We start from the raw sequence: 13,369 nt of genomic DNA on the forward strand, positions 1-13,369 counted from the left end.
GGAATGCGACGCATGAAATCAACCGTCCGCCAGCTCGTTACAGCGCTTGGTCTTACTTTTGTGGTGGCAGCTGGCGCGGCGGCCGCGCCGATTCCGGAACTGGTGACCAAGGATGGCCGCCACGCGCTGATGGTGGACGGTGCGCCGTTCGTCATGTTCGGCGGCCAGGCCCAGAACTCCAGCAACTATCCGCTGGCACTGGACAAGGTATGGGCCGCCATCAAGGACGCCAACGCCAACACGCTGGAAATCCCGGTGGCCTGGGAGCAGATCGAGCCGACCGAAGGCAAGTTCGATTTCAGCTACGTCGATACCCTGGTGGCGCAGGCGCGCAAGAACAAGGTGCGCCTGGTGCTGCTGTGGTTCGGCACCTGGAAAAACACCGGTCCCAGTTACACGCCGGAGTGGGTCAAGTTCAACAACGCCCGCTTCCCGCGCATGCTGGACCAGGAGGGCAAGCCGATTTATTGCCTGTCGCCGCAGGGCGAAGAAACCCTCAAGGCCGACAAGAAGGCGTTCGTGGCCCTGATGGCGCACATCAAGAAGATCGACGATGTGCAGCGCACCGTGATTATGATGCAGGTGCAAAACGAGGTGGGCACCTACGGCTACGCGCGCGATTACGGTCCGAAGGCCGAAGCGCAGTTCAACGCGCCGGTGCCGGCCGAAGTTTTAAAACATAAAAAGTCGCCGGTGGCGCTGGCGGCGACCGGCACCTGGAAGCAGGTGTACGGCGACTATGCCGACGAGTACTTCCACGCGTATTCGGTGGCGAAGTACATCGGCGAGATCGCCAAGGCGGGCCGCGACGTGTACAACCTGCCCATGTACGTCAACAACTCGATCCGCGATTCGCTCGAAGAACCGGTCAAGCCATGGAACAAGAACTTTGCCAGCGGCGGACCCACGTTCGACGTGATCGACATCTACAAGGCGGCTGCGCCGGCGATCGACTTCGCCGCGCCGGACATCTACAGCCCGGATTCGCGCAAGTTCGTCGCCACGCTCGATAAGTTCCAGCGGCCCGACAACGCGCTGGCCGTGCCGGAGATGAGCAACGGCGCCGACTACGTGCGTTACGCTTACCTGGTGCTTGGCCGCGGCGCCATCAACTTCTCGCCGTTCGGTATCGACTACGCCGACTACAGCAATTTCCCGCTCGGTCACAAGGCCACCGACAAGACCATGACGGCGCCGTACGGCAAAATCTTCGGGGCTTTCCGGCCGATGGAGCGCCAGTGGTCGAAGTGGGCCTTCGAAGGCCGCACCTACGGCGTAGCCGAAGGCGACGACCGCCAGCCGCAAAAGCTCGCGCTCAAGGGCTGGAACGCCACCATCTCGTTCCGCGAATGGCAGTTCGGCGAGGCGCAGTATTTCAAGGACGTGAAGGACCTGCCGGCCAATACCGAGAAACCCAACGGCGGCGTGGCGATGGCGCAGATCGCCGACAATGAATTCATCATCGTCGGCCAGCACGCGCGGGTAAAGATCGACAGCGCGGACGGCAAGCCGACCATGTGGGCGCGCGTGGAAGAGGGGCGGTATGATGCCGCCGGCAAGTGGATCATGGAACGCAACTGGAATGGCGACCAGACCGATTATGGTCTTAATTTGACCGGTAATCCGGTCGTGCTGAAAGTGAAGGTCGGAACCTACTAAGGTTATCGAGCCTCTATAAAAACTCAGGAGAACACATGCAATTCAAAGCAATCGTGCCCGCGGCGTCCTGCCTGGCGGTGCTGATCTCCGGCCATGCAATGGCCGGCACCTTCGAGAAAACCGCCACCGGCGTGGTCGTCAAGCCTGACAGCGGCGCCAAGGAAGTGCGCCTCGAAGTCATGAACGACAACATCATCCACGTCGTCAAGACCGACCAGGCGGGCAAGGAACTCACGCCCTCGCTGATGACCGTTGCTACTCCTGTCAGCGGTAAAGGAGGTGAAAAATTCGAAGTCACCGCACAGGGCAAGGACAGGGTCACGCTCAAGGCCAAGAAGATTTCGGTGGCGGTCTCGCTGGCCACCGGCCAGGTGCAGTTCTTCAACGCCGCCGGCAAGGCGTTCCTGACGCAGGCGGCCGAGAACATGACGCCGGTCGAAGTGGGCGGCAAGCCGTTCATGGCGGTCACGCAGGGCTTCAACCACGGCACCAAGGACGCCTACTACGGCCTGGGCCAGCACCAGAACGGCCAGATGAACCTCAACGGCGAAGACGTGCTGCTGATGCAGCACAATATGGTCATCGCCGTGCCGTTCGTGGTCTCCGATAAAAACTACGGCGTTTTGTGGGACAACAATTCGATCTCGCGCTTCGGCGATCCCAAGCCGTATGGCTTCCTCTCGCGCGACCTGAAACTGGCGGACGCCGACGGCAAGGCCGGCGGCCTGACCGCGCGCTACTACGTCGACGACAAGCTGGTGCTCACGCGCCAGGAAAAGGACATCGATTACCAGTACCTCAAGGACGTCGCCGATAACTGGCCGAAGGAACTGGGCGACCCGAAAAAAGCCGTGGGCGTGAAAGTGGTGTGGGACGGTACGCTCACATCCGACAAGCCGGGCGTGCACAAGATGCAGCTGTATTCGTCGGACTACGCCAAGCTCGATATCGACGGCAAGCAGATCATGGACGTGTGGCGCCAGGGCTGGAACCCGTGGTACCACAACTTCGAGCTGAAATTCGAGGCCAACAAGCCGGTCAAGCTGCACCTGGAGTGGAAGCCGTCGGGCGGCATGATCGCCATGACCCATAACGACCCGCTGCCGGCGCCGGAACGTCACTCGCTGACGTTCTCGTCGGAAGTCGCGCAGAGCATCAACTACTACGTCATCAACGGCGAGACCAGCATCGACAAGGTGATCGCCGGTTATCGCCACCTGACCGGCGAAGCGCCGATGATGCCGAAGTGGTCGTACGGCCTGTGGCAGTCGCGCCAGCGCTACGAGACCCAGGAGCAGCTGCTGGGCGTGTTGAAGGAGTACCGCAAGCAGGGCTGGCCGGTCGATAACATGGTGCAGGACTGGTTCTACTGGCCGCAAGATGGCTGGGGTTCGCACGACTTCGACAAGGTGCGTTTCCCGAACCCGAAAGGCCTGGTGGACGAAGTCCACAAGAACAATGCGCGCGTGATGATTTCGATCTGGGGCAAGTTCTACGAGAACACCAAGAACTACCAGGAGCTCAATAAAGCCGGCTACATGTGGACCAAGAACGTCGAAAATGGCGACCTTGACTGGGTAGGACCCGGCTACAAGAACAGCCACTACGACCCGTACACCAAGGGCGCGCAGGACATGTATTTCCGCCAGATGAAACCGAAGCTGGTGGACCTCGGCTTCGACGCCTGGTGGATGGACAATACCGAGCCGGACGTGCTGTCCAACACCCGCCTGGAAGACTTCAAAAAGCTGATCGGCCCGACCGTGTATGGCGCGGGTGAAGTGACGTTCAATCCGTACAGCCTGGTGCACACCGAGGGCTTCTACAACCACCTGATCAAGGATCAGCCGCAGAAGCGCCAGTTCATCCTGTCGCGTTCCGGCTTTGCCGGCATCCAGCGCAACGGCACCGCGCTGTGGAGTGGCGATACCGTGGGCCGCTGGAACAACCTGTACGACCAGATCTCGGCCGGCGTGCAGATCTCGATGTCGGGCATTCCGAACTGGACCCACGATATCGGCGGCTACGCGCAGGAAGTGCGCTTCCAGACCGGCGACGTCGGTTCGGCCCAGGAAAACCGCGTGGTCGCTGCCAACCAGGGCACCCCGGAAGACCTCAAGGAATGGCGTGAGCTGAACCTGCGCTGGTGGCAGTTCGGCGCGTTCTCGCCGCTGTTCCGCTCCCACGGCGAAGTGGTCAAGCGCGAGATCCACATCATCTCGCCGGAAGGCTCGCCGATGCGCGAATCGATGGTCTGGTACGACAAGCTGCGCTACCGCCTGATGCCGTACATTTACTCGACCGCCGCCACCACGCACCACGAGTCGGGCACCATCATGCGCGGCCTGGTGATGGACTTCCCCGAGGACGACGCGGTGAAGAACATCGCCGACCAGTACCTGTTCGGCCACAGCTTCCTGGTCGCTCCGGTGTACGAGTACGGCGCGCGCGAACGCAGCGTGTACATGCCAAAAGGCGCGGACTGGTACGACTTCTATACCGGCGAGCTGCATAAAGGCGGCACCCGCGTGGCGATCAAGGCGCCGGAAACCCGCATGCCGTTGCTGGTCAAGGCTGGCGCCATCATCCCGGTAGGCCCGGTCACGCAGTACGTGGACGAGAAGCCCGATGCACCGATCACCTTCAACGTGTACGTGGGCGCCGATGGCACCTTCAGCCTGTACGAAGATGACGGCGTCTCGAACGGCTACCTGCGCAAGGAGTTCAGCCGCATCCCGGTGACCTACAACGACAAGACCGGCAACGTGACCATCGGTGCGCGCGCCGGTTCGTACAAAGGCATGGTGGCCAAGCGCGAGTTCCGCGTACGCTTCATCAAGCCCGGCGTATCGAGCTCGGACAACTTCGACGCCAGCGACAAGGTGGTCGCTTACGAAGGCAAAGCCGTCACCATCAAGCGTTAGTAATACGGAGCCGCTTTGTTCAATTTTCTGACCAGGGCGGCGCCGTGGCTGGCGCTGTCCTTAGCACTTGCCGGGACGGCGCCTGCCGCAGATTTGACCTTGCGCTACCAGCAGCCGGCGCCCAACACCGACGCCGGCTGGGAGCGTGAAGCGCTCCCGATCGGCAACGGCCGCATCGGCGCCATGCTGTTCGGCCAGCTGGCGCGCGAACGGATCCAGTTCAACGACATCACGCTGTGGACCGGCGACGACAAGGTGATGGGCGCGTACCAGCCGTTCGGCGACGTGTTCATCAACCTGCCGGGCCATGAAAAAGCCACCGCTTACGGGCGCCAGCTCGACATCGGCCGCAGCGTCCACCGCGTCACCTACACCCACAATGGCGTCACCTTCCAGCGCGAGGCCCTGGCCAGCTATCCGGCCCAGGTGATTGCCGTGCGCCTGTCCGCAGATCGGCGGGGGCAGTACACCGGTTCGATCGAGCTGGCAGACATGCACCAGGCGCGCGTCGAGGCCAGTGGCGACCGCATTACCGCCATCGGTTCCTTGCGCGGCAAGGGCCCGGCGCCGTCATCGAACGCGATGGACTACGCCAGCCAGGTGCAAGTGCGCAACGAGGGCGGCAAGATCGCCATCGACGGCAACAAGATCACTTTCACGGGCTGCGATGCCGTGACACTGATACTCGGCGCGGGCACCAGTTACGTGCTCGACGCCGCCAAACAATTTCAGGGTGCGCCGCCGCAGGCCCGGGTGGCTGCGCAAGTGATAGCGGCGCCTGCGTGGCCGGCGCTGCTGGCTGCGCACCAGCAGGACTACCGCGCCCAGTTCGATCGCGTGCGCGTGGACTTCGGCACGGCATCTGCGGCACGGCGCGCACTGCCCACCGACCGGCGCCTGGAAACCTATACCGCGCAAGGCATGGATCCGGAACTCGAAGCGCTGTTCTACCAGTATGGCCGCTACCTCTTGATCTCGAGCTCGCGCGGTTCGCTGCCAGCCAATTTGCAGGGGCTGTGGAACAACAGCCTGTCGCCGCCGTGGAATTCGGACTATCACACCAACATCAACGTGCAAATGAATTACTGGCCGGCGGAGACGGCCAACCTGTCCGAGCACGCGCTGCCTTTTTTGAACTTCGTGCAGGGCGTGGCGCCCGTGTACCGGCGCCTGATCGCCGACACCGCCGCCAAGTCCATCGCCAACCCGGACTCGGTCTTGATGGCTGCGCCGGACCTGAGCGGCGCAGCAGTGCAGCGCGAAGAGACGTTTGTCACCTCGAGCGGCAAGCCGGTACGCGGCTGGACCCTGCGCACCGAGTCGAACCCGTTCGGCGCCATGGGCTATATCTGGAACAAGACCGGCAACGCCTGGTATGCCCAGCACTTCTGGGAACACTATGCGTTCACCCAGGACCGGGCCTACCTGCGCGACGTGGCGTATCCGATCATGAAGGAAGCGGTGCACTTCTGGCAGGACTATCTGAAGGTGCTGCCGGACGGCCGGCTGGTGGCGCCGCTGGGCTGGTCGCCCGAGCACGGGCCGATCGAAGACGGCGTGACGTACGACCAGGCCATCATCTGGGACCTGTTCAACAATGCGGCCGAAGCGGCCGGGGTGCTCGGTGATAACGTCTTTGGTGCCGAGGTGGCGGCGTTGCGCGACCGGCTGGTGGCGCCGCGCGTGGGCAGCTGGGGCCAGCTGCTCGAATGGATGGACGAGAAAAAGAACGACCCGGTGCTCGACCAGCCGGGCGACACCCATCGCCACGTGTCGCATTTATTCGGCCTGTTCCCGGGGCGGCAGATTTCGCCGACCACCACGCCGGCGCTGGCTGCTGCCGCGCGCGTATCGTTGCAGAGCCGGGGCGACGCCGGCACCGGCTGGTCGATGGCGTGGAAGATCGCCTTCTGGGCGCGGCTGCGGGATGGCGACCATGCGCACACCATGCTGCGTGGCCAGCTGGCCAAGCCCGGTGCGCGCGCGGCGCTGCAAAAGGGGCAGGGCACGGAAGTGAACAACGCCGGCGGCACCTACGCCAACCTGTTCGATGCGCACCCGCCGTTCCAGATCGACGGCAACTTCGGCGCCACGGCGGCGATCACCGAGATGCTGCTGCAGTCGCACAACGGCGAGCTGCATTTGCTGCCGGCGTTGCCGGCGGCGTGGAAGAACGGCTCGGTGCAGGGCTTGCGCGCGCGCGGCGGCTACGAGGTCGATATCGCATGGCGCAATGGCCGGCTCACTGCCGCCACCATCCGTCGCCATGCCGGCACTGGCGCAGGTCGCGTGCGTTATGGCGACAAGGTGCGGCCGCTGGCGCTGTCGCCAGGTGAAAGACGTCAGTTCGATGCGGGGTTGTCAGCTCAAGTAGGACAAAAATAACAGAGAATTACTGAAATGCACCAAAATGGCGCGTTTAGCGCTATGATAATTGCCCCAAGGCACATCTCGGTGTGCCACTTTCAGTCTTTTCTCAGGGTTATCTTTTGCGCCATTTTTTCAGTAACCTCAGCATCAAGCTCCGGCTCGCCTTCGGCTTTGCCAGCATTCTTTTCCTGGCGGTGGTCGCCATCGGCGTGAGCATCGCCCGCCTGCACCAGGTGGCCACTGCCACCCAGCAGATGGTGGCCGAACCGATGGTCACCGAGCGCCTGTTGCAGGACTGGTATCGCAATATGTATGCGGCCATTCCACGCACCACGGCCATCATCATCAGCAGCGACATGAGCCTGGGCGGCTATTTCGCCGAAGGCATCAAGGCCTCCACCGATTCTTCGGCCGCGCTGCAAAAGCAGGTCGAGGCCATGATGGATACCGAGGTCGAGAAGACGCTGTTCGCTGAAATCGGCACACGGCGCAAGGCTTTTCTGGGCGCTCGCGATGGCATCCTGGCGCTGAAGAAAGAAGGGCGCCTGGACGAGGCGCAGCAGCGTATGCGCGACGTCTATGTGCCCAACAGCGTAGCCTACCTGGCTTCCGCCGAAGCGCTGCTCAAGGAGCAGCGCCGCCAGATCGAAACCGCCGCCAGCGAGATCGAACAGATCAACGACGCGAGCCGCAACCTGATGCTGCTGCTCGCTGCTGCCATCGTGCTGCTGGGCGGTGCGCTGGCCGTGCTGCTGGGACGTTCGGTGGTGGCGCCCCTGGAACGCGCGGTGGCGGTGGCGCGCCGCGTGGCAGCCGGCGACCTGACCTCCCATATCGACAACCAGGCTCGCGACGAAACCGGCCAGTTGCTCGACGCGCTGGGCCAGATGAACGGCAACCTGTCGCAACTGGTCGGCGAGGTGCGGCTGTCCACCGACACCATCACCGTGGCCGCGCAGGAAATCGCAGCCGGCAACGCCGACCTGTCGGCGCGCACCGAGGCGCAAGCAGGGGCGCTCGAGGAAACCGCCAGTTCGATGGAAGAGATGACCGGCACCGTGCGCCAGAATGCCGACAATGCACGCCAGGCCAACGCGCTGGTGCTGTCGGCCAGCGACGTCGCTGCCCGTGGTGGCGCCGTGGTCGGCCAGGTGGTGGCGACCATGGGTTCGATCAAGGCCAGTTCCGGCAAGATGGCCGACATCATCGGCGTGATCGACGGTATCGCGTTCCAGACCAATATCCTTGCGCTCAACGCTGCGGTGGAGGCGGCGCGCGCGGGCGAACAGGGGCGGGGTTTTGCCGTGGTGGCCTCGGAAGTGCGCAACCTGGCGCAGCGGTCGGCCTCGGCCGCGCGCGAAATCAAGACGCTGATCGACGACTCGATGGGCCAGGTGGACGCGGGCGGCAAGCTGGTGGACCAGGCCGGCCAGACCATGGGCGAAGTGGTCGATAGCGTGCGCAAGGTAGCCGACATCATGGGCGAGATCACGCTGGCCAGTGAACAGCAAAGCGATGGCATCGAGCAGATCAACCAGGCCATCAACCAGATGGACGAAATGACCCAGCAGAATGCGGCGTTAGTCGAGCAGGCCGCCGCTGCCGCCGCCAGCATGCGCGAGCAGGCGCAGGCGCTGCTGGCGCAGGTGGGACAGTTCACGGTAGCCGACAGCAGCCGGGGCGACCAGCAGGGCAAGATGGCTAAGCGCGGGACGCCGTTGCGGCTGTCCTGACCGGTCCGGCCAAGACGCCGGCCGTCACCAGTCAAGCTCCCATCAGGCGGCGATCGGGCAACGATCAGGCGGCGATGAACGCGGCGATCACCGGGTTAATGGCATCACCGTGCGTGATCGGCCCCATGTGCGCGCCGCGCGTCTCCAGCACCGTGGCGTTCGGCAGCGCCGCCGCCAGTTGCGGCGCCAGGCCGCGCGTGGAAATCGGGCTGTGCTGGCCGGCCATCACCAGCGTGCGCACCTGCAGGTCCGCCAGGTCGGCAAACCCCACCGGCTCGCCCAGCAGCGCCTGGAAGTCCAGCTTCACCTTGGCGATCATGGCGATCATCTTGTCCTGCGCGGCCGGTGGCGCGGCGTCGAACGACCCGGGGCGGTTCCAGTAATCGATGAAGATGCGGGTGGCGTCGCGGTCGCTCGGCGCGCCAAGGATGGTGCCGACCACGCCGGTGATTTCCACCTTGGACGGATCGCCAGCGGCCAGCAGGTGGAACGCCACCGGCTCGTGCAGCGCCAGCGACAGCACGCGTTCCGGCATGTGGCGCGCCAGGTGCAGCGCCGTGACGCCGCCGTACGAGTGGCCCACCAGGTGGAATGGTTCGTCGGGCGCCAGCGCGGCGGCCAGCGCGGCGTTGACCGCTGCCGCTTCGTGCGCCAGCGTGTGGACATAATCCGGCCCGGCCCCGGCAGGGAAGGGCGCGGCGCCGTAGCCGAGCAGGTCGAGCGGGATGCAGCGGTAACTGTCGGCCAGCTGCGCCGAGAGGGCGGCCCACTGGGCCTTGGAACTCATGGAACTGTGGAGCAGGACGATGGCCGGTTTCATGGTGCGCACGCGAGAACGAGGAAGCGCCGATTATACCGATACCGGCCTCTCCCATCAGCAAGACCCGTGCAGTGTCCAGGTACGCTCATGGTCCCGGCAAAAAGTGTAAAGTATCGGTATGAAGCATTCTAAAAAAGTCGCCGGCGTGGCCGGCATTCTGAGCGTGTTGTGGTTGGGCTTGACGGCTGCGGTGGCAGCGAGCCAGAACCGCCTTTTGTTCAACCCGCTGGGCAGCCGGCGCGAAGTGCTCAAGCCCTACAGCGCCGGGCACCGTACGCGCGCGGTAGTCATCCGCGCCAAAGATGGCACCCGCCTGTCCGGCTGGCTGATGACGCCGCGCCTGGCCGGTCCCCATCCTGGCGTGGTGTATTTCGGCGGTCGTTCGGAGGAAGTCTCGTGGGTGGCGCGCGACGCCGGCAAGCTGTTCCCCGGCATGTCGGTGCTGGCGGTGAACTACCGCGGCTACGGCAACTCGCACGGCGATCCGGCCGAAACCCACTTCGTCGAAGACGGCCGCATGCTCTACGACTGGCTGGCCAACCGCCGCGACATCGATCCCAGGCGCATGGCGGTGGTGGGGCGCAGTCTCGGTTCCGGCGTGGCGGTGCAGGTGGCCATGGAGCGGGAGCCGTGCGCCATGGTCCTGATCACGCCCTACGATTCGATCCTGGCGATCGCCAAGCGCAAGTTCCGCACGCTGCCGGTGGAGTATGTACTGCGCCACAAGTTCGAGTCGGTGAAATACGCCGAGAAGATCAACGCGCCCGTGTACGTGCTGCGTTCCGAGCACGACGACATCGTGCCGCATGCGCACACCGACCTCCTGGTGCAAAAACTGGGCACCTTGCAGGCCGATGAAACGGTGCCCGGCTCCAACCACATCAACATCCCCTACCTGGAAGAGACGCAGCAGCGCATTGCGTATTTTTTAACGGACCGCTTCTACCCGCAGCCCGTCATCCCGGTATAGCAGCTGCTCACGCCGTGCGCGCGCCGGCGGTGCTGCGCTCGGCGATGTGATGGTGCACGCGGCGCAGTCCCAGCCATACGGCCGCGATCACCACCGGCACCGCCACTCCTTGCAGGATGTCCGGGTTCACCGCCAGGCCGCCCGCCTTCATGGCCTTGCCGGCGTAGCCGATCAGTCCCAGCGTGTAGTACGAAATGGCCACCGCCGACAAGCCCTCCACCGCCTGTTGCAGCCGCAGTTGCTGGGCCGCGCGCGCGTCGAGCGATTGCAGGATCTTGCGGTTCTGGCCTTCCTGCTCGATGCCCACGCGGGTGCGCAGCAGGTCGTTGCTGCGGCCGATACGCTTGGCCAGCGCTTCCTGGCGCAGCGCCACCGAGGTACACGTATGCATGGCCGGCGCCAGGCGGCGGCCCATGAATTCGGCCAGCGTCTGGATGCCGGCGATGCGCACTTCGCGCAGCTCGTGGATGCGCGCCTGCACCAGGCTGAAATACGCCTGCGACGCGGCAAAGCGATAGCTGTTGTTGACCGAGATTTTTTCCAGCCGTGCCGCCAGGCTGGTGATGTGGTGCAGCAGGTGGCCTTCCTCGCGCGCGTCGATGCGTACCTCGGCCGGCAGGTCGGCCTGCACCAGCGTGGCCGTGAGGTCGGCCAATTCGCCCTCGATACCGTTCAACAGCGGCTGCGACGCCTCGGCATTGGGCAGCCCCAATAACGCCATCATGCGGTAGGTTTCGATTTCCAGCAGGCGGCCCACCAGGCGGCCTGACTGGAACTCGCGCAGACCCATGTCGCGCACCACGAAGCGGCTAAAGCCGTCGGGCTGGATCAGGAAGTCGGTCCACACCTCGGCGGCGCCAGCGACGTTGCTGCCGACCAGCGACTTACCCTGGAACAGGGCGGCAATCGCCTCGGTCTTGTCGCTGCCTTCCACGCCCGAACATAACAGCACGTGGGCGGCGACGATGATTTTCCCGTGCAGGCCGGCCAGCCACTCCTGCGGCACGTGCTGCAGCGGCACCTTCTGGAACGACTGGCGGAAGTCGGGATCGGTGTCGGCCCGCTCGACGAAGGTAAAGGTGGCAAACTCGGTATGGCACTCCCACTTCATGCGGAAGCGGCCGAAGTCATGAAAGAAGTAGCGCGCCTGCGGACCCGGCGCGGCCACGCCGTAGTGCGCGCACAGTTGCTGCAAAATCTCGTGCTGGGTGCTGCGGTGCAGTTTTTGCGAAGGATGGTCCTGCTGCACGTACAGCGCGAAATGGGTCAGGCTTTCCGGCGCCTGCAATTGCAGGAACGGGCGGGAATGGATTTCGGCCGACAGCGGCACCCGCATCGGGTGATTGAGCTTGGCGAAATCGGCGGTGGCGCGGTATGCGAGGGACATGACCTTCCTTGGGAATGTAGTGAATATGTTGCAGTGCAGTATATGACGCGCGCAAGGCTGGCACAACCATACTTTCGCGATGGAAATCAAATGCTCAGTGTTGTGATGGCGCTTCAGCCGCCAACGGCGATGGCATCCGGGTTCGCTTGCAGGAATATCTTGTCGTTGATGGCGTCCAGCGCCTGCGCGCGTTCCCAGGCGCCGGTGGGCAGCACGTCGCCTTTCAGTTCCGCCATCAGGTCGCGCGAGGACGACTTGCCCTCGGGCGTGGTGTGATCGTCCGTGACCTTGCCGAACATAACCTCCAGTACCCGCGTCGAGCGGGCCGCCTGCATCTCGTGGCTGGCTTTGGCCAGCAGGCCCTGATCGTATTTGAAGCTGGTGCTGCTGCTGGCGGTATCGTCGATGGTGACGTACTTGTAGTTCTGCGAATTGGGCGACAGGTCCAGCGCCAGCGTGGCCCCGGCCTTGACCGGCTGGTGATAGCTGGCCTTCAGGCGCGATTGCTGTTGCTGCGAGACCGACAGGTCCCACGCCGACTTGCCCGAGATTTGCGTCTTCTGCGACAGCTCGTACGAGAAGCTGTCCTTCTCGGACGGCCGCGCCGGATTCGACGCGACGTCGGGCAGCGAAAACGACGCGTTGAAGTCGGCCAGGCCGGTGGTCAGCGCCTGGTCGCGCTCGCCGAGCATCCGGTCCGGCGCAGGCGGCACGGCCGGGGTGCCATAGTTGCTGTTCATGCCGATAAAGGCGTCCTTGAACATGGCCGGCATGGCGCCCCGGGCCTGGCCGCGGCCGCTCGCCTGGTCCACCTGCTGGACATAGCGGTCGATCGCCTTGGCCTGCTGCTCCTTGTTGCCCCAGGCGGCGGGCTGGGTGAGATCGACGCCAATTTTGGCCGAGCCGGATGGACCGTCGATGCTGACCGACCGTCCCGCGCCGTCGGCGTGGAAGTCGAGCTTCTGGGTTTCCCTCGGATTGAGCTTGATCGATGCCTTCAGGTCCACCGACGCCAGCGCGCCCTGGTCAAATTGCGTGAGGCCGGCCAGGTCGATGCGCGGCGGATCTTCGGTGATGCCATCGACGGCTTGCTGGAAGGCGTCGGCCAGCTTGCCCAGCGCCTTGCGCTCGGTGTCATTGAGTTTGCCGTCGCCCTGGGCCTTGATCGCCACGCTGTTGTCGCCGGCGTCGAGCGCCAGCTCCACCTTCACGCCGCTGCGGGTGGTGATGGTGAGCGCGATGCGGTTGTCGCCCATGCCGTGCTGCGACACCTGCGTGGGCGCCACCAGCATGTCGTAGGTATCGGCTTGCACGCCATCGGGCGCGCGCTGTATCGATTGCGAGAAATCCTGGCCGTCATATGCCACCTGGCGCAGCAATTCTGCGCCCAGTCCCTTGAGGCGGCCGGCCATCGGCTCGTTGCCGAAGTTTTGCGCCATCATCACCGCCGCCGTGCTGCGGGTGCGGTTTTCCCACACGAAGGTGGGGCCGGCCGCCTCAAGGGAC

General features: G+C 64.3%; 8 protein-coding genes. 5 read left to right on the forward strand and 3 right to left on the reverse strand.

Translation table 11 applies throughout. The annotated features are described in order from the left end of the window. The first annotated feature begins 12 nt into the window (after positions 1–12). From DUPY_RS26880 to DUPY_RS26895, 4 genes are all read left to right on the forward strand, one after another. Positions 13–1,659: a DUF5597 domain-containing protein gene (locus tag DUPY_RS26880; protein WP_070252345.1), complete on the forward strand. Its 1,647-nt coding sequence runs from the start codon at positions 13–15 to the stop codon at positions 1,657–1,659. A 35-nt stretch (positions 1,660–1,694) separates the two neighbouring features. Beyond that, a complete protein-coding gene (locus DUPY_RS26885) occupies positions 1,695–4,583 on the forward strand; it encodes a glycoside hydrolase family 31 protein (protein ID WP_070252347.1) in 2,889 nt (962 codons plus the stop codon). A gap of 15 nt (positions 4,584–4,598) precedes the next feature. Then, on the forward strand, positions 4,599–6,968 hold the full coding sequence (locus DUPY_RS26890) for a glycoside hydrolase family 95 protein (RefSeq protein ID WP_070252349.1): 2,370 nt from the start codon (positions 4,599–4,601) through the stop codon (positions 6,966–6,968). A 104-nt stretch (positions 6,969–7,072) separates the two neighbouring features. Next, complete coding sequence (locus DUPY_RS26895) at positions 7,073–8,686, forward strand: methyl-accepting chemotaxis protein (RefSeq protein WP_070252351.1); 1,614 nt, start codon at positions 7,073–7,075, stop codon at positions 8,684–8,686. Between the two features lie 64 nt (positions 8,687–8,750). Here the strand turns inward: DUPY_RS26895 and DUPY_RS26900 are convergent, their stop codons facing one another. Continuing rightward, on the reverse strand, positions 8,751–9,506 hold the full coding sequence (locus tag DUPY_RS26900; protein WP_071651714.1) for an alpha/beta fold hydrolase: 756 nt from the start codon (positions 9,504–9,506) through the stop codon (positions 8,751–8,753). 118 nt (positions 9,507–9,624) lie between these two features. Between DUPY_RS26900 and DUPY_RS26905 the strand changes: the two genes are divergently transcribed. After that, a complete protein-coding gene (locus DUPY_RS26905; RefSeq protein ID WP_070252355.1) occupies positions 9,625–10,476 on the forward strand; it encodes an alpha/beta hydrolase in 852 nt (283 codons plus the stop codon). 7 nt (positions 10,477–10,483) lie between these two features. On the opposite strand, the gene DUPY_RS26910 is transcribed toward DUPY_RS26905, so the two are convergent. Together DUPY_RS26910 and DUPY_RS28585 are read right to left on the reverse strand one after the other, a co-directional pair. Beyond that, positions 10,484–11,863, reverse strand: coding sequence for a DUF3422 family protein (locus DUPY_RS26910; RefSeq protein WP_070252356.1), 1,380 nt, complete (start codon positions 11,861–11,863; stop codon positions 10,484–10,486). A 113-nt stretch (positions 11,864–11,976) separates the two neighbouring features. Then, on the reverse strand, positions 11,977–13,369 hold a 1,393-nt coding region (locus DUPY_RS28585), incomplete at its 5' end, for a hypothetical protein (protein ID WP_167359128.1).

It is taken from the genome of Duganella phyllosphaerae, from assembly GCF_001758785.1.
GTDB classification, from domain to species: Bacteria; Pseudomonadota; Gammaproteobacteria; order Burkholderiales; family Burkholderiaceae_D; genus Rugamonas; species Rugamonas phyllosphaerae.

Bases quoted from the DNA above. Each gene is read 5' to 3' on its own strand.
- DUPY_RS26880 (WP_070252345.1), top strand. From the start codon at position 13: ATGAAATCAACCGTCCGCCAGCTCGTTACAGCGCTTGGTCTTACTTTT.
- DUPY_RS26885 (WP_070252347.1), top strand. From the start codon at position 1,695: ATGCAATTCAAAGCAATCGTGCCCGCGGCGTCCTGCCTGGCGGTGCTG.
- DUPY_RS26900 (WP_071651714.1), bottom strand. From the start codon at position 9,506: ATGAAACCGGCCATCGTCCTGCTCCACAGTTCCATGAGTTCCAAGGCC.
- DUPY_RS26905 (WP_070252355.1), top strand. From the start codon at position 9,625: ATGAAGCATTCTAAAAAAGTCGCCGGCGTGGCCGGCATTCTGAGCGTG.
- DUPY_RS26910 (WP_070252356.1), bottom strand. From the start codon at position 11,863: ATGTCCCTCGCATACCGCGCCACCGCCGATTTCGCCAAGCTCAATCAC.